The sequence below is a fragment of the Streptomyces sp. CBMA156 genome, assembly GCF_014596515.1.
GTDB lineage: Bacteria > Actinomycetota > Actinomycetes > Streptomycetales > Streptomycetaceae > Kitasatospora.
In genome coordinates, this window is the sequence record NZ_MSJQ01000324.1 from 1 (window position 1) to 26,566 (window position 26,566).

At 72.4% G+C, this 26,566-nt stretch carries 21 protein-coding genes; 7 read left to right on the top strand and 14 right to left on the bottom strand.

What is annotated here, in order from left to right:
- Positions 1-116 precede the first annotated feature (116 nt).
- Positions 117-785 (bottom strand): papain-like cysteine protease family protein, encoded by a 669-nt coding sequence (locus tag BU198_RS28120; protein WP_188299679.1) that lies wholly within the window; start codon positions 783-785, stop codon positions 117-119.
- Between the two features lie 322 nt (positions 786-1,107).
- On the opposite strand from BU198_RS28120, the gene BU198_RS28125 reads away from it, so the two are divergent.
- The gene (locus BU198_RS28125; RefSeq protein WP_188299694.1) at positions 1,108-2,040 is read left to right on the top strand and encodes a hypothetical protein; all 933 of its coding nucleotides are present in this window, start codon (positions 1,108-1,110) and stop codon (positions 2,038-2,040) included.
- A gap of 58 nt (positions 2,041-2,098) precedes the next feature.
- On the opposite strand, the gene BU198_RS28130 is transcribed toward BU198_RS28125, so the two are convergent.
- The 4 genes from BU198_RS28130 to BU198_RS28145 all read right to left on the bottom strand — a co-directional run bounded on the left by BU198_RS28130 (position 2,099) and on the right by BU198_RS28145 (position 7,331).
- Positions 2,099-2,959 (bottom strand): GNAT family N-acetyltransferase, encoded by an 861-nt coding sequence (locus tag BU198_RS28130; protein ID WP_188299680.1) that lies wholly within the window; start codon positions 2,957-2,959, stop codon positions 2,099-2,101.
- A 94-nt stretch (positions 2,960-3,053) separates the two neighbouring features.
- Positions 3,054-5,093 carry a thioredoxin domain-containing protein gene (locus BU198_RS28135; RefSeq protein WP_188299681.1) on the bottom strand — a complete coding sequence of 680 codons (2,040 nt, stop codon included), beginning with the start codon at positions 5,091-5,093 and terminating at the stop codon, positions 3,054-3,056.
- 138 nt (positions 5,094-5,231) lie between these two features.
- Entirely contained in the window at positions 5,232-6,527 is a 1,296-nt protein-coding gene (locus tag BU198_RS28140) for an MFS transporter (RefSeq protein WP_223245042.1), read from the bottom strand.
- 99 nt (positions 6,528-6,626) lie between these two features.
- The gene (locus BU198_RS28145; protein ID WP_188299682.1) at positions 6,627-7,331 is read right to left on the bottom strand and encodes an SDR family oxidoreductase; all 705 of its coding nucleotides are present in this window, start codon (positions 7,329-7,331) and stop codon (positions 6,627-6,629) included.
- Positions 7,332-7,410: 79 nt separating this feature from the next.
- On the opposite strand from BU198_RS28145, the gene BU198_RS28150 reads away from it, so the two are divergent.
- The gene (locus BU198_RS28150) at positions 7,411-7,770 is read left to right on the top strand and encodes a winged helix-turn-helix transcriptional regulator (RefSeq protein WP_188299683.1); all 360 of its coding nucleotides are present in this window, start codon (positions 7,411-7,413) and stop codon (positions 7,768-7,770) included.
- A 99-nt stretch (positions 7,771-7,869) separates the two neighbouring features.
- Here BU198_RS28150 and BU198_RS28155 read toward each other — a convergent pair whose 3' ends face one another.
- The 6 genes from BU198_RS28155 to BU198_RS28180 all read right to left on the bottom strand — a co-directional run bounded on the left by BU198_RS28155 (position 7,870) and on the right by BU198_RS28180 (position 14,533).
- Complete coding sequence (locus BU198_RS28155; RefSeq protein WP_317620349.1) at positions 7,870-8,754, bottom strand: PhzF family phenazine biosynthesis protein; 885 nt, start codon at positions 8,752-8,754, stop codon at positions 7,870-7,872.
- 7 nt (positions 8,755-8,761) lie between these two features.
- On the bottom strand, positions 8,762-9,640 hold the full coding sequence (locus tag BU198_RS28160; protein ID WP_188299685.1) for a phytanoyl-CoA dioxygenase family protein: 879 nt from the start codon (positions 9,638-9,640) through the stop codon (positions 8,762-8,764).
- Between the two features lie 334 nt (positions 9,641-9,974).
- Positions 9,975-10,724 (bottom strand): iron-containing redox enzyme family protein, encoded by a 750-nt coding sequence (locus tag BU198_RS28165; RefSeq protein WP_188299686.1) that lies wholly within the window; start codon positions 10,722-10,724, stop codon positions 9,975-9,977.
- 66 nt (positions 10,725-10,790) lie between these two features.
- On the bottom strand, positions 10,791-12,107 hold the full coding sequence (locus BU198_RS28170) for an acetyl-CoA carboxylase biotin carboxylase subunit family protein (RefSeq protein WP_188299687.1): 1,317 nt from the start codon (positions 12,105-12,107) through the stop codon (positions 10,791-10,793).
- A 32-nt stretch (positions 12,108-12,139) separates the two neighbouring features.
- Positions 12,140-13,246, bottom strand: coding sequence for a DUF1611 domain-containing protein (locus BU198_RS28175; RefSeq protein ID WP_223245043.1), 1,107 nt, complete (start codon positions 13,244-13,246; stop codon positions 12,140-12,142).
- Between the two features lie 45 nt (positions 13,247-13,291).
- On the bottom strand, positions 13,292-14,533 hold the full coding sequence (locus tag BU198_RS28180; RefSeq protein ID WP_188299688.1) for an acetyl-CoA carboxylase biotin carboxylase subunit family protein: 1,242 nt from the start codon (positions 14,531-14,533) through the stop codon (positions 13,292-13,294).
- Between the two features lie 548 nt (positions 14,534-15,081).
- On the opposite strand from BU198_RS28180, the gene BU198_RS28185 reads away from it, so the two are divergent.
- The 4 genes from BU198_RS28185 (at position 15,082) to BU198_RS28200 (ending at position 19,380) form a co-directional block, all read left to right on the top strand.
- Positions 15,082-15,585 carry a flavin reductase family protein gene (locus BU198_RS28185; protein WP_317620350.1) on the top strand — a complete coding sequence of 168 codons (504 nt, stop codon included), beginning with the start codon at positions 15,082-15,084 and terminating at the stop codon, positions 15,583-15,585.
- Positions 15,586-15,860: 275 nt separating this feature from the next.
- Positions 15,861-17,210, top strand: coding sequence for a 3-phosphoshikimate 1-carboxyvinyltransferase (gene aroA / locus BU198_RS28190; RefSeq protein WP_223245044.1), 1,350 nt, complete (start codon positions 15,861-15,863; stop codon positions 17,208-17,210).
- Between the two features lie 149 nt (positions 17,211-17,359).
- Positions 17,360-18,427, top strand: coding sequence for a histidinol-phosphate transaminase (hisC, locus tag BU198_RS28195; RefSeq protein WP_188299690.1), 1,068 nt, complete (start codon positions 17,360-17,362; stop codon positions 18,425-18,427).
- A gap of 146 nt (positions 18,428-18,573) precedes the next feature.
- Positions 18,574-19,380, top strand: a complete 807-nt coding sequence (locus BU198_RS28200; RefSeq protein ID WP_188299691.1) for an alpha/beta fold hydrolase — start codon at positions 18,574-18,576, stop codon at positions 19,378-19,380.
- Between the two features lie 219 nt (positions 19,381-19,599).
- On the opposite strand, the gene BU198_RS44340 is transcribed toward BU198_RS28200, so the two are convergent.
- The 3 genes from BU198_RS44340 to BU198_RS28215 all read right to left on the bottom strand — a co-directional run bounded on the left by BU198_RS44340 (position 19,600) and on the right by BU198_RS28215 (position 24,959).
- Positions 19,600-20,085 carry a response regulator transcription factor gene (locus tag BU198_RS44340; protein WP_411293243.1) on the bottom strand — a complete coding sequence of 162 codons (486 nt, stop codon included), beginning with the start codon at positions 20,083-20,085 and terminating at the stop codon, positions 19,600-19,602.
- Between the two features lie 1,451 nt (positions 20,086-21,536).
- Positions 21,537-22,625 (bottom strand): LLM class flavin-dependent oxidoreductase, encoded by a 1,089-nt coding sequence (locus tag BU198_RS28210; protein WP_317620351.1) that lies wholly within the window; start codon positions 22,623-22,625, stop codon positions 21,537-21,539.
- Positions 22,626-23,009: 384 nt separating this feature from the next.
- A complete protein-coding gene (locus BU198_RS28215) occupies positions 23,010-24,959 on the bottom strand; it encodes an FtsX-like permease family protein (RefSeq protein WP_188299692.1) in 1,950 nt (649 codons plus the stop codon).
- A gap of 392 nt (positions 24,960-25,351) precedes the next feature.
- Here BU198_RS28215 and BU198_RS28220 point away from each other — a divergent pair, with 392 nt between their 5' ends.
- Positions 25,352-25,999, top strand: a complete 648-nt coding sequence (locus BU198_RS28220) for a response regulator (protein WP_188299693.1) — start codon at positions 25,352-25,354, stop codon at positions 25,997-25,999.
- Positions 26,000-26,566: the final 567 nt, after the last annotated feature.

Consider the following 26,566-nt stretch of genomic DNA (forward strand, 5'->3'; position numbering starts at 1 on the left):
GTGCGCGGCCGGGGCGAGCGCCAGCGCGAGGCCGACGGTGAGCAGGGCGGCGGTGGCGGTGGCGGCTGCGGTGGCGGTGGTCCGACGGCGGCTCTTGGTCTCGGTCATGGTCGCCCTCACGCGCCGATCCGGTACAGGGAGTGGGTCCACGAGAACGTGCTGTTGTTCACGTAGTACCGGTAATCCGCCCAGTTGTAGCGGTAGTTGGAGGGCCATGGGTCGCCCCAGTAGACCCAGTTGTTCGCGGTGTCGTAGCCGTACAGGACGTGCATGTGCCCGCCGCCCGAGCTCCACTGGATGCGCGTCTCGACCGGGCGGTCGGCGTTCACCTCGGACTGCACGGTGCCGTAGTTCAGGTACCCGTTGACGTACGAACCCGGGGTGATGCCGACCCGGCTCAGCCCGTTCTGCACATCGCCCAGCGTGGCCTGGCTGTTGGGGCAGCCGGAGTCGGCGGAGCGGCCGAACGAGACGTTGCAGAACTGGTTCTGGCTGTAGTTGTAGCCGTACCAGGTGGCGATGGTGTTCCCGCTCGCCGCCCAGCACCAGTTGGTCTGCTGTTGCTGCTGCATGGTGATGTTGAGCTTCTTGTACGTGCCGGCCAGGTCGGCCGTGCTGCCGGGCGCGGCGGCCCGGCGGACCTGGTGCACGGCCCGGTCCTGGGCCTGGCCCTGGGCGGGAGCGGCGATCGCGGGCGCCGCCGCCGCGGCGGTGAGCGCCGGGCCCAGCACGCCGAGGGCGAGCAGTGAGACCGCACGGCGCAGCCGTATCCGTGGAACTGGCATGGGGGGATGCCTCCTTGCACGAGTGGAGCGAGGTGCTGTGTGGGGGGCGCGGTCCGGATCGCGCCCCGAGCATCGCGCCTCGTCAGGGGCGGGTCAACGGCCCTCGGCGGGGCCGGGACCGAGGTGTGAACGGGCCGACCCGGATGTGAACGGCACCCGGGAAACCCCCGCGTGGCAGGCCGGAACCGGTGACAAACCGCCACACCGATGTGAATATTCACGGTCAAACACCGGTCCGTCCGAGCGGTCCGTCCGGGCGATCCGTCCGGGCGATCCGTCCCGGCGGTCCGGGCGCCGGACCGCCCGCCCCCAGGAGGCCGCCATCCACCGGAGCGACCCAGCCGACCTCGCCGCCGCCCTGCGCACCGGCCCGTTCCACCTCGCCCTGCGCACCGCGATCTCCGCCCGGGGCCTCGCCCTGCACCGCATCCGCCGCCACCTCGCCCTGCGCGGCGTCACCGTCGGCCTCACCAGCCTCAGTTACTGGCAGCAGGGCCGCCGCCGTCCCGAACGCACCGAGTCACTGCGCGCCGTCGCCGCCCTCGAAGAGGTCCTCGACCTCCCCGAGCACTCCCTCACCCGGCTGCTCGGCCCCCGCCGCGTCGCCGAGCCCGCCCCGGCCGGCCCGCCCGTACTCCCGTACCGCGACCTCATCTCCCCGGCCGTCGCCGTCGACGGCCTGCTCGCCACCCTGGCCGGCCCGCGCGACACCGGGCTGCACACCATCACCCACATCGAACGCGTCCGGATCGGCCCCGACCGCCGGCTCACCCGCCGCGACTCCCAGCACGCACTGCGCGCCCACCGCGACGGCATCGACCGCTACCTCGCCCTCTACCAGGGCGACCCGGGCAGCGACATCACCCGCGTCGGCGTCCGCGCCGAGGAGAACTGCCGCCCCGGCCGCATCCGCCGCGACCAGGCCCACCACCTGCTCGCCGCCGAACTCCTCCTCGACCGCCGACTACGCGCCGGCGACACCCACCTGCTCGGCTACGGCTTCGACGACGCCCCCTCCCCCGGCCCCAGCTGCGAGTACGTCCGCGGCTTCAACTCCGGCGCCGGCCAGTACGTCCTCCAGATCGCCTTCCACCCCGCCGCCCTCCCCGTCCGGTGCCACCGTTTCGCCCTCCACTCCCCCGGCGAGCTCCCGTACGAGACCGAGGAACTCACCCTCGACGGCCGCCGCTGCGTCCACCTGGTCGCCACGGCACTGCGGCCGTGCCTCCTGGGCATCCGGTGGGACTGGGAGTGACGGACGGCCGGGCCCGCGGCGGCCGTCGGCCGGTGCGGGCCCGCCCGCCGCGGCACCTCTAGGCCGTGCCGAAGTCCACGGTCAGGGCGTCCTCCACCGGCAGGTAACCGATCTGCTGGTAGATGGAGTTGCTGGTCGGATTGGCGAGGTCCGTGTAGAGCAGGACCTCGGTGGCACCGCGGGCGAGGAGGTGGGCCGAGGTGGCGGCCGTGACGGCGGTGCCGTAGCCGCGGCCGCGGCTCTCGGCGGGGGTGTAGACCGGGCCGACGCGGGACATGCCGACGAGGATCGGGCTGCTGCCGGCCAGGGCGACCGGGCGGCCTTCGTCCTCCCACAGGTGCAGGCAGCCGGCCGCGGTCCGCTCGTCCACCGCCCTTGGCACGTCGGGGAGTTCGACCCCGGCCTCGACCAGGAACTCCTCGTACCAGCGGATCGCCAGCTCGCGGTCGGCCGGTTCGGCCAGCCGGTGGCGGCCCGCGGGCGGGCGCGGCGGGTCGGCCAACTCACCGAGCCGGTAGAGCCGTTCGTCGAAGCGGACGGACTGCCCGGCGCCGGTGGCCGCCGTCCAGGCCCCGGCGAAGGCGCGGACCGCTTCGGAGCCCCCGCCCACCCCGGTGACCGTGGTGAACTCCGGCCCCGCGGCGGCCAGTTCGACCGCCAGCTCGGCGGCCGCGGCCGGCGGCATGAAGGAGAGCCGGGGGGCGAACGGCGGCGTCTGGAGGAAGGCGCCGCCGACCGGACCGTCCTCCTCGGCCCGCCACCAGCCGAAGACCGGCCGGTCACCGAACACGGTCAAACCGGACTCGGCCAGTCGGTGCGCGATGGTGAGCAGGACGGTGTTCTCGGCGGGGCGGGCGGCCAGGAAGGCGCCCGCCTCCTCCCGGAACTCGTCGAGGGAGGTGGTGAAAGTCCAGGTCATGACCCATGATGACGCCGGCCGGGGTTCGCTCGCAAACGATATTTCGACCAATCTCGAAGTACCGCGAACGTCCGCCGGCCGTCGGGCCGCCGCTCTACTCGACCGCCGCGCCCAGCTTCTCCGCCAGCACCGCCGGATCGGTGGTCGGGGCGTCGCAGGCGAAGTGCCGGCAGACGTACGCCGCGGGCGCCCCGCCGACCAGCGGCCGGTCTGCCAGCAGTGGCACCTCGGCCTCCCCCGGCGCACCGACCGCGACGACCGTCCCCGGCGCCGTACCGAGCAGCGCGGCCCGCCGCAGCGCCGCGGTGGCCGGGTCGCCGTCCGGGCCGACCACGGCCACCTCGCGCGGCCCGTCGACCAGCGCCTCCGCGACGGCGAGGCCCCAGCCGATGAACCGCGGGGCCCGTCCGGCGAGCGCGCCGACCACGCCGAGGGCGCGCTCGGCGGCCGTGCGGTGCCGGTCGGAGCCGGTGTACGCGGCGTACGTCAGCAGGGCGCCGGCGGCGGCCGTCCAGCCGGACGGAGTGGCGTTGTCCGTCGGGTCCTGCGGGCGGCGGATCAGCTCCTCGGCGTCGTCGGCGGTGTCGTAGAGCGCGCCGGAGGCCTCGTCGGTGAAGTGCTTGAGCACGGTGTCGAGCAGGCCGCCCGCGAGCTGGAGCCAGGAGGCGTCGCCGGTGACGGCGTACAGCGCGAGGAAGCCCTCGGCGGTGTCCGCGTAGTCCTCCAGCACACCGGCGTTGGCGCCGGCCCGGCCGTCCCTGGAGGTGCGCAGCAGCCGGCCGTCCGGGGTGAGGTGGACGGCGAGCAGCAGGTCGGCGGCGCGTTCGGCGGCCTCGACCAGGTCGGGGCGCTCCAGCAGCGCGCCGGTCTCGGCGAGCGCGGCGACGGCCAGGCCGTTCCAGGCGGCGACCACCTTGTCGTCCCTGGCCGGGGCGGGCCGGGCCGTCCGGGCCTCGGCCAGCCGCGCCCGGATCGCCTCGTACTCGGCGAAGTCCTCGGGTTCGGCGAGGAGTTGGAGTACCGAGGTGCCGTGCTCGAAGGTGCCCTCGGCGGTGACGGTGAACAGCCGGGCGGCGGTGGCCGCGTCGGCGGGGCCGAGCAGGTCGACGAGCTGGCCGGGCTCCCACACGTAGTAGGCGCCCTCGGCGGACTTCCCGGTCTCCTCGTCCAGGCTGTCGGCGTCCAGCGCGGAGGCGAACGCGCCCTCGGGCGTGCGGAGTTCGCGCAGCAGGAAGTCGGCCGTGGAGAGCGCGACCCGGCGGGCCAGCGGATCGCCGGTCGCCCGCCACAGGTGCAGGTACGCGCGCAGCAGCAGGGCGTTGTCGTACAGCATCTTCTCGAAGTGCGGCACCACCCAGCCGGCGTCCACCGCGTACCGGGCGAAGCCGCCGGCGAGCTGGTCGTGGATGCCGCCGCGGGCCATCGCCCCGCCGGTGCGGACGGCCATCTCCAGCGCCGCCTCCGAGCCGGTCCTGGCGTGGTGGCGCAGCAGGAACTCCAGCACCATGGCCGGCGGGAACTTGGGCGCGCCGCCGAAGCCGCCGCGGTTCTGGTCGAAGTCGCGGCTGAGGGTCACCAGCGCCTGGTGCAGGTCGGCCTCGCCGGGCGGGTGGTGGGCGCCGGCCGAGTAGACGGCGGCCCGCTCGGCCAGGTCGGCGCGGATCCGCCCGGCGACCTCGCCGACCTCCTGCCGCCGGTCCCGCCAGGCCGCGTCGACGCCCTCCAGCACCTGCCGGAAGGACGGCATGCCGTGCCGGGGCTGCGGCGGGAAGTAGGTGCCGAAGTAGAACGGCTCCTTCCCCGGGGTGAGGAACACCGTCATCGGCCACCCGCCCTGCCCGGTCGCGGCCTGCACCGCCTCCATGTACACGGCGTCGACGTCCGGCCGCTCCTCCCGGTCCACCTTGACCGCGACGAACCGCTCGTTGAGGTACCCGGCGAGCCCGGCGTCCTCGAAGCTCTCATGCGCCATCACGTGACACCAGTGGCAGGCGGCGTAGCCGACGCTCAGCAGCACCGGCACGCCGCGCCGCTCCGCCTCGGCGAACGCCTCCGGCCCCCAGGGCCACCAGTCGACCGGGTTGTCGGCATGCTGCAGCAGATACGGCGAGGTCGCGTCGGCGAGACGATTCACCCTGTCACCCTCTCACGCCGCCGCCCGTCCGTGCCGGACCCGCAGCCGGGTGGCCGGCCCGGAAGCGGCCGGCCGGGACACGGTGGACCTGCTCGTGCCGCCCTGGACGTCACCGGATGGCGGGCTGAGGCGGGCGGTCTAGCCCGGGCTGTGGGCGCGCGTGCGGTCGGACCACTTCACGACGAGCGGCACGACCTGCCCGGCGACGAGGAAGAGCGCTCCCATGGCGAGCCAGCCCGGCGCGCCCCAGCCGATGCAGACCAGGCCGAGCACCGGCGGGCCGATCGCGTTGGACAGACCCTGGCCGATGGCGAACAGGCCCGAGTACTGGCCCTGCGCATGCTCGGGGGCGAGGCCGAAGGACAGCTCGAACGAGGCGGCGGTGTACCACAGTTCGCCCACGGTGAGGGCGACCACGCCGAGCACGACGACGACCACGGCGACCCAGCCGGGAGCGCCGCCTGCCGCCGCGATGAGGGCGGTGGAGAAGAGGAACGCGACCCCCGCGCGGCGCGCCGTGCGGCCGGCCGACGCGTTGTCGTCGACGCCGCGGCTGACCCGCACCTGGAGGCAGACCACGAGGGCGGTGTTGACGGCCACGCTCGCGCCGACGAACCACCGGGGCGCGTCGGTGCGCCCGATGATCCACAGCGGCAGGGCGAAGATCAGCACCTGGTTCTGGATGGACATGATGCCGTCCAGGACGGTGAGCACCACGTACGGCTTGTCCTTCAGGGCCGGCCAGCGGCTGCCTCCCGCCGGGACCTCCACCGGCGGCACGGACGGGACGCGGAAGGAGACGGCCGCGGAGACCAGGAACATGACGGCGGTGCCGAGGATGAGGCACACGTACGCGGTCCTGGTGTCCAGCTGGACGGCGACGCCGGCCGCGAGGGCTCCGCAGCCGACGGCGATGTTGTTGAGGGCACGCAGGTAGGAGCGGTAGCGGGTGGGGTTCGGGGCGCCCAGGGCGCGGGTCAGCGGGCCGCGGGCGGCCGTGCCGGCCGAGACGGCGAGCTCGGCCACGCACAGGCACGCGATCAGCGCCGGGAAGGAGCGTACGAACACCAGCCCCGCCACGGCGACGGCCTGCACCAGGAGCGTGAGCCGGAAGACCTCGCGCGGGCCGTACCGGTCGGCCAGGTGGCCCACGGGGATGCCGGCGGCGAGTCCGATCAGGGCGGCGGCGCCCAGGGCGAATCCGACCTGGGCGACCGGGAGGCCCACGGAGCGGGTGAAGAACAGCGCGGCACCGGCGATGAAGAGGCCCTTGCCGATCTGGTTGACGAAGGTCGTGCCGGCGAAGGCCCGTTTGGGGCCCGTCTCGGGTATGAGGCCGCGGGCCACCAGCCGGGCCGACAGCCCTCGCCCGGCGTCCTTCCCGGCCGGCGGCTCGGTCCGTTCGCCGGGCTGGCGCTGACTGGTGGTGTCCAACTGACTGTCCCTCCGACTCCGTGATGGCTATGCCCGGGCGCCCTCATGTGCCGGGTCCTCCGGGCCCGGTGGGCCCGGAGGACGAGGACGGTCCGCGCGTCAGGCGGTCTTGTGGCGGGCGCCGCCCTCGATGTGGATCGTCTCGCCGGAGACGAAGCCCGCCCGGAGGAGCCACATCACCGTGTCGACGACGTCGTCGGTCTCGCCGTGCCGCCCGACGAGGGTCCCGGCCGCGCTCTTGTCCAGCAGGGCGGCCTTCTTGTCGCCGAGGCGGTCCCACGAGCCCGAGTCCACGACGCCGGGCGAGACGGCGTTGACCCGTACCGGCGCCAGATCCGCCGCCAGGTGGCGCGCGGCGTACTCGAGCGCACCGTTCGTGACCCCCTTGACCAGCGATCCCGGCCCGGGGCGCCAGCCGACCACACCGGAGAACAGCACCATCGACCCGGTCGGCCGGAGCACCGGCGCGAAGTGCTTGGCGACCAGCATCGGGCCGACCACCTTCGCTGTGAACGCGGCCACCAGCTTGTCGCGGTCCAGCTCGGTCGCGCGGACGTCGTGCGGCGCCGAACCGGTCGTCACGATGTGGTCGACGCCGTCCTTCAGCCGGTCCGCCGCGGCCGCGATCGTCGACTCGTCCTGCAGATCGATCCGCACCGCCGTGGCGCCGATCTCGCTCGCCAGCGCCTCGGCCGCGGCCAGGTCGCGGGCACCGACGACGACGTCGTACCCGTCCTTCTTCGCCCGCCTCGCGACGGCCGCGCCGAGCGCCCGTGCACCGCCGATGACCAGGATCCGCTCCATGGTTCGCACTCCCTCTCGTAGGATCGGGTGCAACGGTATGGATTTGATACCGGTATCTTCAACGAAACCGGAGGCAGTGATGGGCAAGGCGTACAACGTGATGGCGGCGACCTGCCCGAGCCGCATGGTGCTGCACCGCATCGGCGCCCGGTGGACCGTGTTCGTCGTCAACGCCCTGGAGGACGGACCGCGCCGCTTCGGCGAGTTGAAGGGGCACATCCGGGACATCACCCCGAAGGTCCTGACCGAGACGCTGCGCTCCCTGGAGGCCGACGGCCTGGTCAGCCGGCACGAGTACGACGAGAATCCGCCCCGGGTCGAGTACGCGCTCACCCCGCTGGGCCGCTCCCTGCTCGTCCCGCTCCGTGCCGTACGGCGCTGGGCCGAGGAACACGTCCCGGACATCGAGGCGGCCCGGGCCCGCCGGCCGGGTCTCTGACCCAGGGGTCGACGGCCCGGGCACGAGAGCCGGCCGGACGGGCAATCGCCGCACGGACACGCTGATCTGACGAAACGTCAATCAGGGGCCCGGCCGCCCTCAGGAGTCCTGGACTCCCGGTCTCTCGGTCAAGACCCGTGCGGCGCCACCGACTTCGACGCTCAGGTCCGGTCTCGACGTGGCGGTGACGGTGGCCGGGCTGCCGAGGGAGTCGCCCATGTCGACGGCGATCCGGTGGGTGCCCCGGCCGGCCAGGTGCGCGGCGAGACAGGCCGTGCTGTTGGCGTTGGCGAGGTCCTCGGGAACGCCGATCGAGGGGGCGAACATCCGGGCCGCCAGCCCGCCGTCGGGCGAGGGTTCCGAGTGGACGTACGCGCCGAGCAGGCCGAACCGGTCGCAGACCGCCTTGAGGCGGTCGAGGTCGGGGCGCAGCCCGGCGACCACGGCCCGGGTGGGGACCGGCACCAGGATGCGCTCACGGCCCACGCCGGCGATCCGGAGGCTGGGCCCGGTCTCGTGCGGTGTGAGGCCGAGGGCCGGCAGCACCAGGGCGCGTTCCCCCGCGGTGGGTTCGCGCAGATCGACGGGGCCCGGGTCGAAGGCGGCGGTGATCAGCTCGCCGGCCCGCTCGGCCCGCCCGGCGAAGACCCGGCCCCCGGCCCGGAGGGTGGCGCGGTAGGGCCCGGCGCCGCCGTGCCGTGCGGCGAGGAGGGCGAGGGCTGCGATCGTGCCGTGCCCGCAGGCGGGCAGTTCCTCCTCCGCGGTGAAGAAGCGCAGCTCGGTCGTGTCGCCGGCCCGACGTACGTACACGGCGTGCGAGACGCCGTGGGCCGCCGCGGTCCGGCGCCGCTCGTCGTCGCCCGGCCGCGCGCCGGCCGCGCCGGCCGCGCCGTCCGCGCCGTCCTCCAGGACGACGGCCGTGGGGCTGCCGCCCGCGCCGCCCCGCAGGCAGGCGCGGACGACCGTCACGTTCGGCGTGCTCACGGGGCTGTCACTTCGCCTCATCCAGTGTGGCGTACCCGGTGGCCGCCGCGGCCGTGCCCTGGTTGGCGCCCTCCTGGAGCTGGAAGAGCGAGCCGAAGGGGCGCTCCGCGAGCGGGAGGCGCCACGTCCCGGCCTCCACCCGTGCCGTGTCCGACACCTTGCCGCGCAGCAGCTTCACTCCGGCCTCGTTGTGGCCGGCGTGCGCGCCGAAGTGGATCGGGTAGGCGTCGGCCGCCCGGTAGGCCGGGAGGAAGGCGCGGCGGTACCGGTCGGAGCGGTTCGGGGAGGAGTAGTGCAGGAGCAGGGGGTGGATGAAGACCACGCTGCCCGCGGGCGCCTCGATGGCCACGGCCTGCGCCGGGTCGGGGGCGTCGGCGCCCACGACCTTGCCGCGGAAGAAGCCGTCGACGTAGTGGTCGGCGAGGCGGTGGTGGGAGCCGGGGACGGCCTGGAGGGCGGAGTTCTCGGTGGTGGTGTCGTCGAGGTAGACGAGGGCCGTCACCAGGTCGGTGTTGGTGTGCGGGTAGTAGGCGAAGTCCTGGTGCCAGTCCACGACGCTGCCCACCTGCGGGGCCTTGAGGTGGAGCTTGCTGTAGTGGAACAGGATGTCGGGGCCGATGAGCGCCTCGACGTGGTCGAGCAGCAGGGGGTGGGCGGCGGCCCGCTCGAACGCGGAGTGCTGCTTGGTGGGCGACCAGATCCGGCGCGCCATGCCGTTGTCGCCGGGCTCCACTTCGGCGACGGCGCCGATGTCGGAGACGTTCAGGATCTCCGTGATGGCGTTGTTGAGCTCGGCGACTTCACTCGGATCGAAGAGGCGTTCGGCGACCACGAAGCCGTTCTCGCGGTACTCCTTGACGAACGCGGCTGTGTCGGGTGCGGACATGGCGGAGTTCCTCTCTCCTGCGTGGCGGCGGTGCGATGAGGGTGTGGCTCGTGCGGGGCCGCCGGGCGACGACCGCCCGGCGGACCCGCGACAGCTGGAAGGCGCCGTCGGCCGGTACCCCGGCCGAACCCCGCACGGGCCGGGGCGGGCTGCCGCGAGTGCCCCCGGCCCGGGCACCGGAGGACCGCCCGCCGTGTCTCCGGTCCGGTGCGTCCGGTGCGTCCGGTGCGGGGACGCGTACGGTCCCCGTGGTTCCCCCGACCGGTTCACCCCTCAGGCGCCCGAGGTCCCCGCACGCCGGCCCGGTCGTCGGCGCGGGCCCTGGACGTACGGGTCAGACGGTGGCCTGCGCGTGCTTGGCGACGGTGTCCTCGTAGATCTCCCGGAAGAACAGCGCGAGGATCTCCTGGACGTCGTCGATGTACTTGAACACCTTCTGGAAGTCCTCCTCGCTGAAGATCAGCTGGTGGAGGATGTCCCACATCTCCTGGGAGTGGTCCTCGGTGGTGTCGACGTGGAGGTGGGCGGCCTGCCCCTTGACGTTCTCCTTGCCGAGCCGGTCCTGGAGGTTCTCGACGATGGCCGGCTGGAGCTTCACCTGGGTGTACTCCACCAGGTAGTTGGAGACGACCGGCGCGAGGACCGACTCGTGCTCCAGGGCGTAGTAGAAGAAGCCCTCCAGAAGACGGGTGGAGAGGTAGGGCTCGGTGGCGAGGATCTCCTCCTCGGTGACGCCGGCGGCCTCGGCGTCGCTGACGTACAGCTTGTCGTGCAGCATCTCGTCGGCCTGGTACTGCGCGTAGTCGCGGGCGGCCCTCGGCGCGATCTGGGCGATCTTGTAGATGGCCTTGGACTGGCTGACCCGGGAGAGGCGGATCCGCCACACGTGCTCGATGAGGGTGCGGCGGTAGTACGCCTGGTGGAGCTCGGGCTCGGTCAGGTGGGACGCGAAGGGGACGGTGGCCTTCCACTCCGCCATCTTCTTGTCCATGTAGCGGTCGAGCTCGGCCTTCTTCAGACGGCTCTGCTCCTCGTTGTAGAACGGCTTCGGGTAGGTGATCCCGGAGTTCTGCACGCGGTTCATCGCGTTCTCCTTCACAAGAGGGTTCGCGTGGGACGTTCACGGAAGGGTCGGAGTGTGGTGCCGTGGTCAGCGGTAGCGGACGTGGAAGTGCTCCGTCGCGTGCCGGTCGAGGAAGGCGGTCTCGGCCTCCAGGTCGTCGGCCGCCACGTCCCACAGGGCGTCCATCAGGCAGATTCCCCGGTCGGACGCCTCGAGTTCGGTTCCCTCCGCCACGTGGACGCGCAGGATCCGGGGCGGACGGGTGGGCGGCTCGAAGCGGATCGCGTCGACGGTCCGCCCCTTCTCGCCGTACTTGCTGAGGAACACGGTCGCCCGGGTGGGCGTGCCGGTGCGCAGGGCTTCCAGCTGGGAGGCGCGGGTGAGCCGGTCGTGGAAGGCGTCCTGCCCGGCGTCGGGCAGCAGCAGGGACTCGGTCCACAGGTCCAGGAGGGAGTGGCCGGTGACGGTCCGGACGCTGGCGTTGATGAGGCTGCCGCCCATCCGGGGGTTGATCTCGATGATCTCCCAGCGCTTCCTCGACTCCCAGTACTTGACCTCGATGTGGAAGACGCCGGCGATCATCCCGTGCTCCGCCAGCGCGGCGAGGCAGCGGGTGACGTGGTCGGCGCCCTCCAGGACGAGTTCACGGTCGAGGCTCACCGGCGGGCTGACCGACATCCCCTCCAGGGTGGTCCGCTCCAGGCGTTCCACGCGGGCCTTCTCGTGGACGCACAGGTGGTGGACCCGGCCGTCGAGGACGAAGGTCTCGAAGCTGAACTCCGGGCCCTCGACGTACTCCTCGACGAGGAAGTCGTACCGGTCCATGAAGATCGCCTTCATCCGCCGGTCGGCGCGCATCTGCTCCTGGAGCGCGGGCAGGTCGGCCAGGTCGTCGACGTCGTCCAGGACGAAGGTCGCGAAGGACGAGGCGCCGCGCACCGGCTTGACGAACCACCGCGTGGAGGGGTCGAGTTCGGGCTTCACGCCGGGGGCGAGCCGGTGGAGCCTGACCTCGCTCAGCCCAGCGGCGAAGAGGTGGCGGCGCAGTTCGTACTTGTCGAGGCAGAGGCGCAGCACGGCCGCGGCGGAGTCGTGCGCGCCGAGCCGCTCGTTGAGCTCCGCCATCAGCAACCGGTAGCCCTCGAAGCTGGCGATGGCGGCCTCGACCCGGTAGCCCCGGTCGGCGAGTTCGCGGACGGCCTTGTCGAGGTCGCCGGAGCACAGTTCGGGTTCCTCGGTGACCACGCAGTCCGCCAGGTGGCGGCGGCTCGCCTCCAGGACCTCCGGCGCCTCCGGCCGGGAGCTGAGGGCGACCAGGGCCAGATCGAGCCCGGCGGTGGCCGCGGCGATCTCCTCGGTGTACGACTTGCCCTGGTGCATGAGGAGCAGGATCGCTCTCTTCATCGGTGCATCTCCTCGGAGTTCCGGGGCCGCTCTCAGCGCCGGCGGCCGGACAGCCGGTCCGCGGTCTCGCGCTGGTGGGCGCGCAGGATCTCCACGAGCCGGGCGGCGCCGCCCTCGCGGACCGGGTCGACGACGGGCAGTCCGGTGTCGGCCTCCAGCTTCTCGGCCTCGCGGCGGTAGTCCTCCTCGGAGAAGCCGAAGCTGTTGACGCTGACGGCGGCGACCTTGGCGGGCCGTTCGAAGACGGAGAGCTCCTCGTTCATACGGATGAGCTCGGGGATGGGGATGATGGGCGTGTCCCAGACCTTGGTGCGCTCGGCGCCGAGGCGGTGACAGAAGACCAGGGCGTGCGGCAGGGCGCCGTGCAGGATCGCGAGGGCGACGCCGCTGAACCCGATGTGGTTGAGCGAACCCTGGCCCTCGACGACGACCCACTCGTTGCCGGCCGCGGCCTCCATGACGACCTGCTCGACGGCGCCGGCCATGAAGTCGCCGGGCACGCCGTCGACCGCGAAGCCGTGGCCGGAGATCAGCATGCCGCTCTGGCCGGTGGCGGCGAAGCCGGTGCTGATGCCGATGCGGTTGGCCTCGTGCCAGATCTGCAGGGCGGCGGTCTTCTTGCCGATGTTGGAGTCGCTGCCGCAGGTGTGGACGACCCAGGTGTCCAGGTCCAGGACCCGGGCCTTGTTGAGCCGCACCGGCGGGGTGTCCTTGGTCTCCCAGACGGTGACGCCCTTCTCCCGGAGGGCACTGGCGATGTCCGGGTCGCCGGCGAGGCGGTAGTGGATCGAGTTGATCAGGTGCAGGCCGTTCCGGACGGCGGCGAGGATGTGCGGCTTCCAGTTCGGGGGCAGGTCCGCGGAGTGCAGGCCCTTGCCGATGATCATGACCTCGGGGCTCAGGTGCAGAGCGTCCTCGACCCGGCTGACGATCGGGATCGCGCCGCCGTAGCCGAGGACGTCCTGCACGGTCCGGCCGGCCTGGAGGCTGTCGATCACGGCGACGCAGCGGTCCCCGTTGTAGCGGACCAGTGAGGCGGCGATCTTGCTCGTGAAGAGTCCGAAGCATTCTTCGGCGAACAGTACGAACTTCTTCTCAACCAGCTCCGCATGGCTCAACTGGCCCACGTCTTCCTCCATGGACTCGACGGTTCTACGGCCGGGGCGCGCGATGGTTCGGGCGGTCTACGGGACGGGCTCGGCCGTCAGGCGGTACTGCGCACTCGCCTGGCGCACGGCCTCCTCGATCTGCTCCTGGGTGCCGCCCCGGAACAGGAAACGGCCGCCCTGGAGCGTGGCGTACGAGCCGGGCCTGGAGATCAGGACCTCACCCGGCCTTGGCACCAACTCGCGGTACACATACGGGATGTGGCCCAGGAGCGAGGTGGCGGCGGTGACCTTCTGGGGCAGCGGCTTGGGACCCTGGATGATCAGCCAGCCGCCGCTCAGCTCCGGGTCGGGGACCGGCAGGTCCACCGGACGGCCGAGCAGCACGTCGACCCACAGCCGCCACAGGTTCACGCCGTGGACGTCGTCGATGACATAGGACACGTCGGCACCCGGCACCCGGGCCCCGACCTCCAGGAACACCAACTCGTCGCCGGTGTCGAAGAGTTCGAGGTGGAAGGCGGAGCTGCGCAGACCGAGCGCGGCCAGGCAGCGGACGGCGAAGTCCTCGCAGCGGCCGCGCACCGCGGGGTCGGTCTGGAAGACCGAGCCGAGCGGCGCGCCCAGCACCTCGAAGTCCAGGCAGGTGGAGATGTAGCGCGAGGTGCACAGGAACAGCGGCTTGCCCTCGGCGTCCAGGACACCGTCGACGTGCAGGATCTCGCCCTGCACGAACTCCTCGATCTCCAGGTCGTCCAGGCTCCGTTCGGCGCACAGCGCCCGCAGCTCCTCGGCCGAGGCGATCTCGCGCACGCCCTGGCTGGACGCCCCCCGCACCGGCTTGACGATCACGGGGTAGCCGAACTCCTCGGCGGCCGCGAGGATCTGCTCCTCGGTGCGACAGGACGCCCAGCGCGGCACGCGGAGGCCGGCCCGCGACACCCGCTCCTTCATGACGGTCTTGTCGCGGAACCGGGCGGTCTCCTCGATGCCGGAGCCCGGGATGCCGTACCGCTCGCGCAGGGTCGCCGCGAGGTCGAGGAGCATCTCGGAGAAGCCGATGACGTGGTCGAACGGGCCCTCGTCGCGGACGACCGCGTCGACGAGCCTCAGCACACCGTCCACGTCGCCGAAGTCCGGTACGACGTGCACCCGTTCGGCGTCGGCGGGCACTCCGCTGCGACCGCCCTCGTCACAGAGGTACGTGACGCGGTCGGTCTCCGGGTCGAAGACCAGGTCGGGAGCGGCGAGGCGGTTCTCCCAGCGTCGCTCGTCCTCGTACAAGGGCCAGCGGGTCAAGAACAGGATTGCGCTGGACATGGATCGCCTCACGGTTCACAGGAAGCATGGATGCGCCCGGCCACAGGCCGGTTTGACGGCGGCGAACGGCGGGCCTTTCGGGCCCGAAGGACGAACCCGGACCTGAATCCCGGGAACAGCCCTCGACGTGTTGATCGCGCTGCCACAGCCTCGCACGGGACCGGCCTGGTCAGAATAGGACCTAGGTCCCGCCCCCGGGGCCCGGTGATACCGCTGAGCACCGACGACGGCGCCCTCTCTCGGCAACGGAGGACCCCGACCGCCCGGTACCGGAAACGCCATGGGCAGATGGACCTATTGCCGCACCCGCCGCACGGGACGCAGAATTCCCATCGCACCCTCCACCTCCGGCGGAGGGCCGCCATGCGCGCCGGGAGGGTTCCACGAACTTCCGCCCCGGCGCCGAAGCGCCCGATCGAAGCGCCCGACGGTGGGACGACATGCTCCCGCGCCGCGGACAACGCCGGTGCCGCACCCAGCGGGGACACGGCCCCGCAGCCGGGCTTCACATCCGGACTCAATTTCGCGGGACAGGTGGTGATGCTGTCGTGACGGAGCGAACGGAGACCGTACGGCGGGCGAGCTCCGAGGAATTCCGGTCGGCGATGGCCCGGTTCGCGGCCGGGGTCGTGGTGGTGACGACCCTGGACGACTGCGGGCTGCCGCGCGGCTTCACGGCGAGTTCGTTCTGCTCGGTGTCGCTGGACCCGCCGCTGGTCCTGGTCTGTCTGGCGAACTCGGCCGACTCCTTCGCGGCGTTCGACTCGTGCGGGCACTTCGCGGTGAGCGTTCTTGGCCCCGAACACCGGCCGCTGGCAGAGCAGTTCGCGACCAAGGGTGCCGACAAGTTCGCCTCGGGCGGTCTGTCCCTGACGCCCGGCGGACTGCCGGCCGTCGCGGGCGCGCTCGTCGAGCTGGACTGCGAGATGTACGCCAGGCACCCGGCCGGGGACCACACGATCCTGATCGGCCGGGTGTCGGGCGCGCGCCTGGAAGAAGGCACGGGAACGCCCATGATCTATTACGAGAAGTCCTTCCGGGTCCTGGCCTGAGAGGGCGGGGCTGCCCGGCGGCCGGAAACGCCATGGGTAGATGGACCTATTGCCGCCCCCGCTCCACGGGACACAGAATTCCCATCGCCCCCTCCACGCCGGCGGAGGGCTGCCACGCGCGCCAGGAGGGTTCTCCGAACTCCCGCCCCGACATCGAAGCGCCAAGCGGTGGGATGACCTGTTCTCGCTCCGCGGACAATGCCGGCCCCGGACGTCTAAGCGACATCGCCTGCAAGAAACCAGACGGCGAACGATGCGAAACGGGAGACATGAGGATGCTGCTGAAGGTTGATCCGATCGATTCCTTCTCCGGAACTTTTCGCGTCCCTTCTTCGAAACCGGAGACGCAACGGGCAATTCTGACCGGCACACTGGCCGAGGGAACGTCACGCGTCCACAACGACCTCCGTTGCGACGAGACGGAGACGATGAAGAACGCGTGCCGTGCCTTCGGCGCCGAGATCACCGAGCACGACGGGTTCCTGGAGATCCAGGGCATCGGAGGGGCCCTCCCGGACATCCGGCGGGTCATCCAGTCCCGCGGCTCGGGTCTGGTGTTCCGCGTCGTGACGGCGCTGGCCTCCGCGCTGCCGTCGCCGGTCGTGGTGACGGCCGACGCGACCCTGCGCAGGCGCGTGATGGAGCCCCTGCTGGAGGCGCTGCGCGAACTGGGCGCGGACATCGAGTCGATCGTCGACGAGAACAAGGCCCCGGTCGTCAACTGGGGAGGCGGCCTGAAGGGCGGCACCTGCCGGCTGCCGGGCGACATCAGCTCGCAGTTCATCACCGCCATCCTGTTCGCCGCTCCGCTGGCCGAAGGCCCGGTGGAGATCGAGGTGACGGGCGAGGTCTACTCCCAGTCGTACATCCGGCAGACGCTGGCGAGCCTGACCGACGCCGGCATCAAGGTCTCCGCGTCGGAGGACATGCGTCACTACCAGGTGGAGCCCTCCTCCTACCAGGCCCAGGACGTCACCACGCACGAGGACTACACCTCCGCCTCGTACCTGCTGGCCGCCGCCGCGCTCTTCCCCGGCCGGACCGTCCTGACCAACGTGTACGGCGACAGCATGCAGGGCGAGTTCGCGATCGTCCCGATCCTGGAGCAGCTCGGGGTGAGCGTCACCTTCGACCGGGACACCCTGTCGCTGACCGTCGACAACCCGCCGGGCAGCCTGTGCGGCGACTTCGCGGTGGATGTGCGGGACTGCCCCAACATCGTGCCCACGCTCGCCGCCCTCGGGGCGTACGTGCAGGGCAGCCTGCGGGTGACCGGCGGGCGCCTCACCCGGTTCCACAAGGCGTCACGCATCGAGGCCATGGCCGCCGAACTGACCCGCGCGGGCGTGGACATCGAGGTCCTGTACGACGACGGGGTCTGCGACGGCTTCGAGGTCCGCGGCGCGCGGACGTACCCCGGCGGAGTGACGCTGTCCAGCTGGGGCGACCACCGCATCTTCATGTCGCTGTTCGTGGCCGGCCTGCGGATGCAGTCCGCCAACCGGTTCTCGGGCTACGAGGACGTCCGGCTGTCCTTCCCCAGCTTCATGGAGGAGTTCGCCAGGGCAGGGGTCCTGACCACGGCCGTCGAGGAGGAGGACGCGCCCGCCGGGGCCGTCGGCTGATCCCAGGGGTGTCGGCGCGCGGGCCGGATCTCCCGCCCGCGCGCCTCGTCGCGGCGCACGGCTCCCCAGGTCCGTGGCTCCCGGACCGGGCTCCCGGATGAACGACGCCCCCGCACCACCGTCCGCTCCCCCGTTCAGGAAGTTCCCCCATGCCCTCTGCACCCGTCCCCCGGCTGCGCGCCGATGTCTCCGGGCTGCCCCGCTACGTCCCGGGCCGGGCCGCGCCCAGCGACCTGGTGGACAAGCTGTCGTCGAACGAGAACCCCTACCCCCCGCTGCCGTCGGTCGTCGCCGCGGTGCGCGAGGAGCTGGGACGCGTCAACCGCTACCCCGACGCGAGGAGCGGTGAACTGGTCGCGGAGCTGTCCGCGGCCCTCGCGGTGCCCCCGGAGCACCTCGTGCCCGGCACCGGATCGCTCGGCGTCACCAAGGACCTGTTGTGCGCCGCGGCCGGTGCCGGGGACGAAGTGCTGTTCGCCTGGCGCTCGTTCGAGGCGTACCCGATGCTCGTCTGGGCCACCGGGGCCACCCCCGTGCAGATCCCGCTGCGTGACGAGCGGCACGATCTGGAGGCCATGGCCGACGCGGTGACGGACCGCACCCGCATGGTCATCGTGTGCAACCCCAACAACCCGACCGGCACGGCCGTGCACCGCGGCGAACTCGAGCGCTTCCTCGACCGGGTGCCCGGCGACGTGCTGGTGGTGCTCGACGAGGCGTACCGCGAGTTCGTCGACGACACCGGCGTACCCGACGGCATCGAGCTCTACCGCGACCGTCCCAACGTCGCCGTCCTGCGCACCTTCTCCAAGGCGTACGGGCTGGCACGGCTGCGCGTCGGCTACGCGGTCGCGCATCCGCCGGTCGCGGCCGCGCTGCACGCCTGCGCCGTGCCGTTCGGCGTCAGCGGCCTCGCCCAGGCCGCCGCGCGGGCCTCGCTGGCGGCGGAACCCGAACTGCTGGAGCGGGTCAGGACCCTGGTGGCCGAGCGCACCCGGGTCACCCGCGCCCTGCGGGCCGCGGGCCGGAGCGTTCCCGACAGCCAGGCCAACTTCGTCTGGCTGCGCCTCGGTTCGCACTCGCCGGCGTTCGCCGACGCGTGCGAGGCGGCGGGAGTCATGGTGCGCCCCTTCGGCGACGAGGGGGTGCGGATCACCATCGGCACTCCCGAGCAGAACGACCGGCTGCTGAAGATCGCGGGCGACTGGCGGATCTGAGGACCCGCCGCGGATCCCGCGCAGCAGCCCCCGTTCGGCAGAACCTCGATAGCGCTCCTGCCCCGTGCCTCTTCGGGCTACCGTGAGGAGGACCCATGACACCACGCGCCGCCTCCGTGCCCCGTGTGCCCGTTCGAAGGACGTCGATGACCGAACCCGGCCGGCCGGCCCCGGCCTTCGCCCGCGCCCAGGACGGCACCGCCTTGGCGTACCGGCACCGCGGGGAGGGGCCGCCGCTGGTCCTGCTCCCCGGGCAGGCGAACGACCACCACTGGTGGGACGGCGTGCGCGAGGACTTCCACACCGTGCGCTCCACCGTCACCCTGGACCCGCGCGGCACGGGCGCCAGCGACAAGCCCGAAGGGCCGTACTCCGTCCGGCAGTTCGCGGACGACGTCGTCGCGGTCCTGGACGCGCTCGGCATCGCGCGCGCCGACGTGTACGGCACCTCGATGGGCGGCCGGGTCGCGCAGTGGCTCGCGATCCGCCACCCGGAGCGGGTCCGCCGGCTGGTCCTGGGTTGCACCTCCCCGGGCGGCCCGCACGCCGTGGAGCGCGACGCGTCGGTACGGCGGTCCCTCGCGCGGCCGGATCCGGAGGCCGTCCGCCGCGCGCTGACCGACCTGATGTACTCCCCCGCCTGGCAGGCCGCGCACCCCGGCCCCTACCGCACCCTCGGCGACCCCCACATGCCCTCCCATGCGCGCCGCGCCCACCTCGTCGCCAGCAACGGGCACGACGCGTGGAGCGAACTGCCGGGCATCGCGGCCCCCACCCTGGTCCTCCACGGCGACCAGGACCGGCTCACCCCGCCGGACAACCTCCGGCTGCTCGCCTCGCGCATCCCCGGTGCCCGGACGCACCTCTTCCCGGGCGCCCGGCACGCCTACTTCGAGGAGTGCCGGGACGAGGCGGGCCGGCTGGTGCGGAGGTTCCTCGTCGAGGAGGGATGACGGTGAGCGGCAGCACCCTGCCGTCGACCGGCCGGTACGGCGAGACCCGGGCCGTGGTCCCGGCGGCGACGTCGGCGGTGCGACGGCTCCACGTCAGCGACGTAATGGCTCCGCGTCAGCGGACCGGCTCGCGACACCGACCCGACGCGACCGCGGAAGACCGGGCGCACCGAGTGGCAGCGGCGATCCCCCCGGAGAGGAGGTCCGGCTGCGAGCCGCTCAGGACGCGAGGCCGACGCACTGGGCGTAGAGCGCCGCCTGAGTGCGGTGCGCGGCACCGATCTTCAGGTAGATGCTGCTGAGGTGGTTCTTCACGGTCTTCTCGGAGATGTCAAGTCTTCGGGCGATGACCCGATTGCTCAACCCCCTTGCCAGCAACCGGAGTACGCCCCGCTCGCGCGCGGTGAGGGCCGGGCCGGTCGGCGGCGAGCCCTCTTCGGGGACGGGATCGGACGCCGGAACGGAGGCCGGGGCGGACGGAGTCGCTTTCCCCGGATCGGGCAGGCCGACGTGTCGGGCGTAGAGCGCGGCCTGCGTGCGGTCAGTGGCGCCGATCTTCAGGTAGATGCTGCTGAGGTGGTTCTTCACGGTCTTCTCGGAGATGTCCAGCCTTCGGGCGATGAGCCGGTTGCTCAGCCCTCCGGCCAGCAGTCCGAGCACATCTAACTCCCGGCAGGTGAGTTTTGTGGCCAGCGCTTCTTCCACGTCCTGTCTCCTCTTTCCTTCTCTCGAAGAGCACGAGAAAAACGTCCAGGGGCTTCCATCACACGGCACCCCCGGCGCTGAGCGGTGAGCGGTGAGCGGTGAGCGGTGAGCGCCGGCAGGTCACCCGGCGGCGGCGGTCACGGCAGGCGGCCCGACATCCGGCCCGGCCCCGCCGTACAGGCCGGCAGGACGTCGGAAGGGGCGGAGAGGGGCGGAGGCGGCCTCGAACCGGGCAAGGGGGCGGGGATCCCGGAGGGTGGCGTCCACGACGGTCTTCCGCCACTCGTCACCGGGGGGCACCGGCCGGGGCGACGACCTCGCTTCCGGCCTCCCCCGGCCGGGCCGGGCCCTGACATCGGCACCGGCGCTGGCACTGACGCTGGCACCGGCACCGGCACCGGCACCGGCCAAGCCGTAATCCTGCCGGGTGGATAGAATTTCGCTGCCGGATCGACGGCTCCCGGATGGGGAGTACCGCCCTGAATACAGGAGCCCGGCGAATCGATGGGAAGTGCGCATAGGCAGGACGTCAATGCAATCTCCCCCTGTGTGAGCGCACCAATTGTTCGCAGGCGAAAATGGCAACGCTGTGAAGAATCGGTGGCTCGACCACGAAGCAGCGCTTCACGGTCAGGCGAAGGTGTCCCCCTTGATGCTCGCTCAAGACGCAGACTGAAACTGCTCAAACACATTCCAGGCTACACGCTGGTGCAATCGGTCGGCCAGTGTTCGCTGTCAAAATCCGGCGCCCGCCCAAAGCCACCGACACCCGCCATGGAGCGAGGACAGGTGGAACGATGGATTCCACATCGGGGCCGACCCGGCGGGCCCATTCGCAGCCGACCGGGCTCCGGCACCGGGCAGCCGGGGGATTGCCCGGAAGCCGGTGATCCGGTTCGGCCGCCGACCGGGCCCCGGTGCGGGTGGCGAATGCGCGCCGGCGGACGCATGCGACCTCGGGAAAACCGAGAAAAGCCCAGCTGACGGCATTGTCGAAGGAGAATCCGTCGCGGCCCGGCCGCTGGCGTCACCGTCGCGGCAAGGCGCCCGCGTCATCACCCGAGGTGGCCGTCGCGCGGGGCGTGCTCCCGGCTCGCGTCCCGGAGGCGGCCTCGGCGGGCACGATGGCGGCGGACGCGATGGCGGCGGGTGTGTCGGCGGCGGGGGTCCGCCGGGCGCTCGGGGCGCCGGAACAGGGCCCGTACCGTGGTCGAGGCGGCGGGACACGGCAGTGGTCGGAGCGGGTGGTGGCCTCCGAAAGCGGTTCGTCGTGGCGAGGCGGGCGAGGCGTTCGGAACCGCCGGGGATCACACACCCGCACCCGGCAACCCGCCGGCACCCGGCACTTCAGGGCCTCTCGACACGCGGGAAGGCGCCGGCGCCGCCCGCGCCCGCGCGCGGCGTGATCGACCCACGCTGCGCGGCGCTGGGGGCGCCGGCCCTCACACCACCTACCCGGCGCGTTCGTGCCGGCGCAACAGCGGCAGCACCCGGGTGTAGAAGATCCGCATCTCCTCCTGCGTCGGCCAGCCCGAGAAGATGAACTCGCTGACCCCGGCCGCCTTGTACTCGTAGAGGTATGCCGCGACCTCCTCGTAGCTGCCCACCACGCAGAGAGCCGGCCCGCCGCGATACGCCACGGCGCCGGAGAACAGCATGGGAGAAATCCAGTCGGATTCCGCGGAGTCGGCCAGCTGGAAGGACGTCTTCACCGCCACGGAATCGGAGGAGGCCACCGCGGCTGCGATCCGCTTCCGGTGTTCCTCGTCGGGATTGCCCATCAGCTCGGCGAGATCCGCCAGCGCTTCCTCGCGGCTCTCCCTCGCCAGCACGTGCATGCGGGTTCCCACGCGGCCGCCCTGCGTCAGGACGGACTTCGCCGCCGCGGCCATTCCCTCGGGGGTGTCGCCGTACCGCAGCCAGCAGTCGCCGTGGTCCACAGCGGTCTGCTGCGCCACCTCCGAGGCCCCGCTGATGTAGATCTCGGGACGGCCTCCGCCCTTGTATCCCAGGCCGATCTGCGCGTCCTTGATGCGATAGTGGTCGCCCTCGAAGGACAGCGGGGTCTCATTCCGCCAGAATCGGTGGAGAATGTCCAGGAACTCGTTGGAGCGCGCATAGCGCTCGTCGTGCGCGAGAAAGTCCCCGTAATAGGCCTGCTCGGCCGGGGAGGTGCCGGCGACCAGGTTGAGGGATATCCGCCCGTCCGACATCCACGAGACCGTGTTGACCACCTGGGCGAAGAGCGTCGGCGAAAGCAGTCCGGGACGGTAGGCGAGGAGGAACTTGACGCGCTTGGTCTCCCGGACCAGGGCGCCGAGCATCGGGAGCGGATCAGGCATGTGGAAGCCGATCCCCATGAGGAGCGAGTCCACGCCCAGACTGTCCGCTTCCTGGGCGAATTCGACGATCTCGTCGAAGTCGAGCTGGCCGACCTGGTATTTCCCCGACGCCTTCCGCTGCCCGCTGAGCGGCGAGTTCCAGTGCACTCTCAGCTCGTTCGAGCCCGACTGCGGTTGGCTTGACAGGCCGCTCACCACCAAGACCCCACCTTCCGATTGCTCGAAATCCGATGCCCGGGCCGCAGTACGCGAAAATCAGTCGGCCAGTGAACGGATTCGGTCCTGGCGGATTCCCGGGTGGTTCCCCAACATGTTGATCGCGCGGCCTCAGCCTTGCATGGTTCCCGCTTGGTCAAAATAGGACCTAGGTCCCGGCGCCCCGGCGTACGCCGGGGCGCCGGGAGATTATTTGATCTTGTGTGGCGTGACGGCCGGCGGGCCGTGTCCAAGTCCTCGATGAGCACCCGGACTTCGGCACTTCCGGCGTCCGCCGCGTCCGGCCGATGGCCCCCGGGGCCGAGGCGGACTCGCCGCCGTGGAGCAGCCGGAACGGCCGCCCCGGCCTCCCGACGGCAGCCCCGCTCACGACGACCCCGTCGCGAACTGGCGCCTGATGCCGCGCAGTGGACGGGCCGCCAGCGCCGCCGGTACGACCGTGGCGACCAGCACCCCGGTCAGCACGCCCACGGTCCACGGCACGTCCAGGGCGGGCAGCGGCCCCTGCCCGACCGCCCGGGCCAGCGGCACCAGGCAGATCCCGGCCGTCACCACCGCCAGGACCGCCCCGACCAGCGCCGAGGCCAGCACCTCGTACACCACGCAGCGCAGCAGCTGCCCGCGGCCGAGACCGAGGGCCCGCAGGTGGGCGCGCTGGGAGCGGCGGTCCCGCTGGGCGATGGCGCAGGTGTTGGCGACGGCGAGCAGCGCGTAGCCGCCCACCACGGAGACGATCAGCCGGGAGGCCATGTCGTCCTGCACGCTGCGCGGCCGCAGGTGGGCCAGGTAGTCGGCCCGCGCGGCCAGCCGCTGACCGGGCCGGAGCTCCCAGGTGTTCGGATCGCCGCGGAGCAGCACCCGGTCGGCGTACGGGGCCGGGGTGTGGGCGAGGGCGAGGTCGGCGGGGAGGACGAACGAGGGGAAGGCCAGGTCCCGCTGGTAGACGGCGACGAGCCGCAGCTGCGTCTCCTGTCCGTCGGCGAGCCTGAGGCCGACGCTCTGGCCGAGCTTCCAGTGGTGGGAGGCCGCCTGGGTGCTGCCGGCCGCGAACGTGCCTGGCACCAACTCTGTCAGTCCGCCCTGCTGTTCGCCGAGGTCCAGGACGCTCCGCAGGGCCGCCCCGTCGACGCCCCAGGCCTGGGTGGGCCGGGGCTGGTCGTCGTAGAAGCCGGACGGCGCGGTCACCTCGGTGGCGATCGGCGCGACGGCGGTGCCGCCCGGCAGGCCGGCGGGCCGGGCGGGCAGCCGGCTGCCCGGCTCGGCCGTCACCACGGCGTCGGCCCGCAGCGCCTGCCCGGTCTGCCGGTGCACGGCCGCGCCCATCGTCGCCCCCGAGCCGAGCAGGCAGACCACGGTGCCGACGGCCAGGAGGACGGGCACCGCGATCGCGGCCGTCCGGGCGGGCGCGGCCCGCAGCCCGGCGGCGGCGATCCGCCCGGCCCTCCGGTCCAGCAGCCGCAGCAGGACGCAGCAGGGGCCGGTCAGCAGCGGCACGAACCAGGGCGCCAGCACCGCGAGCGTGGGGATGACGGACATGGCCAGGCCCATCACCATCGCGCCCTGGAACACCGGCGGCATGTCCGTCGCGGCCATCAGCACCACGAGCGGCCCGCAGAGCAGGAGGGCCATGGCGACGCCGGCCACCAGCCGGCCGGCGTTGCGGCGGGGCGGGGCCAGCGCCAGTGACTCCTCCTTGAGCAGGTCGATCGGCTGGACCCGGCCGGCCGCCAGCACACTGGCCAGCGCGGCCAGCACCGCGACCGCGCAGGTGCCGAGGCAGGCGCCGGCCGCGATCGCCCCGGTCTGCCCGGTGGAGGGCAGCTCGACCGCGGCGGGGAACAGCTCCCGCTCGATCAGCACCCGCCTGCCGAACCCGGCCGCCGGGACCGTCCCGGCCACCGCGGCGACGGCGGCGGGGGCGAGCGCGACCAGCGCGACGTCCGCGACCACCAGGGCCCGCAGCCGGCCGGCCGTCACCCCGAGGGCGCGCAGCACGGCGAACTGCCCGAGCCGCTGGTTGGTCCAGAGCGCCACCGTCGATCCGGTCACCAGCACCGCCGACATCAGCAGCAGCGTCAGCAGCAGGCCCAGCAGGCTCTGCGCGTCGGCGGCCGCCGCAGCGGCCGCGGAGCCCTCCGGGTAGGACGGGCCGCTGACCGCCGCGAACAGCACCAGGCAGGCGCCCATCCCGGCGGCGGTGAGGGCACAGGCGACCGCGACACCTGTGACCCGCCCCGGATACGCCCGCACCTCGGCGACGCACAGTCGCAGCCCGCCGAGCGGTCCGCCCGGGCGGGGAATCGGTTCCGACGCCACGGCCACGGTCATCTCACCCCCAAGCGGTCAAGCGGATGCGGAGTCGGGGAAGGCCACAGGCAGCGCGGCCGTCCCCTCCCCGTCACCCGGTCCTGCCGGACCCTGGAGGTCAGCGGTCGGCCAGGCTGTACGAGCTGAGCGGGGCGTCGGTGACGGGCTCCTCGTCGGGCTCCCGAAGTGCCAGGATGTCGGCCGTTTCGCATTCCGCCGAACCGAATTCCGGGGTCTGCCGGAACCTCCGGAATTCCGGTATTCCGTTCCGACCGGAACCGACCTTCCCCGGCACCCCGGCACGCGACACCGGCATTGAGCGGGAAATGAATCCGACAGGTACCGGGCGGAATCCAGGCCTTCACTTCGGGAGTGCCGATAACCCGTGCGACCATGACGCCATGAAAACGCGTGTCGTGATCGCCGACGACCAGGCGAACGTCCGCCAGGGGTTCCGGCACATCCTGGCGGCCCAGCCCGACATGGAGGTGGTGGCCGAGGCCGCGGACGGCCTGGCGGCCCTGGAGGCCGTCCGCGCACTGCGGCCGGACGTCCTGCTGGTCGACATCCGGATGCCGGAGCTGGACGGGCTGGAGGTCACCCGGCGACTGGCCGGCAGCACGCCGGAGGTGAAGGTCGTCGTGGTGACCACCTTCGACCTCGACGAGTACGTGCACACCGCGCTGCGCAACGGCGCCTGCGGCTTCCTGCTCAAGCACTCGGGGCCCGCGCTGCTGGCCGAGGCGATCCGCTCGGCGGTGGCCGGCGACTCGTTGATCAGCCCGCAGATCACCGCCCGCCTGCTGCACCACTTCACCGGCCCGCGCCGGGTCGACCGCTCTCCGGTCGAGTCCCTGACGAGTCGCGAGGAGGAGATCGCGGCCCTGGTCGCCGAGGGGCTGACCAACGCCGACATCGGCGCCGAGCTGTTCATCTCGCTGAGCACCGTCAAGACCCACCTGGCCAACCTCCAGCGCAAGTTGAAGGCCCGCAACCGGGTGGGCATCGCCGCCTGGGCCTGGGAGTCGGGCCTGACCGAGCGCGGCTGAGCAGCCCCCCGGCAGGGCAGCGGCGCCACCCGGTGGAACGCGCGGACCGCGGCGGCGACATCGGAAGAACTCCCCACCGCTCCGCCATTCCTCCGACGCCGGCACCGCCTCCATTTCCCGGTCGATAATCCCGACAATTCGCACGCGAGAAAAATTCTCGACAGGCATGACCACACGCATCACAGGCTGATCCCCCGATCGAGATTCGTCCGTCGTGACGGCCCAGGGGAATCCCGTGCCGTGATCGCCACACCGTCATCCTTGCCCGTCGCCGACGCTCGTCGCCATCGGCCGATCGGCCCATTCGATCGCTCGGACTCCCGAATCAGCCGCCGCCGGATGTGCCGAATGGCCTGGATCGGCCCGCCGGCAGGCTCGAAGCAGCCTTCCTACGGGCTCGGAACGGTTCTCCGGCCGGGCCCGGAGCCACCCCGCCCCGGTCAGCCGCCGAGGCCCGCCACACCTTCCGTCGGCAGCACCGCCACGACCCGCCAGCCACCCCCGGGCGCCGGTCCGGCCGTCAGCTCACCGCCGGCCGCCGCCACCCGCTCCCGCAGGCCCGCGAGG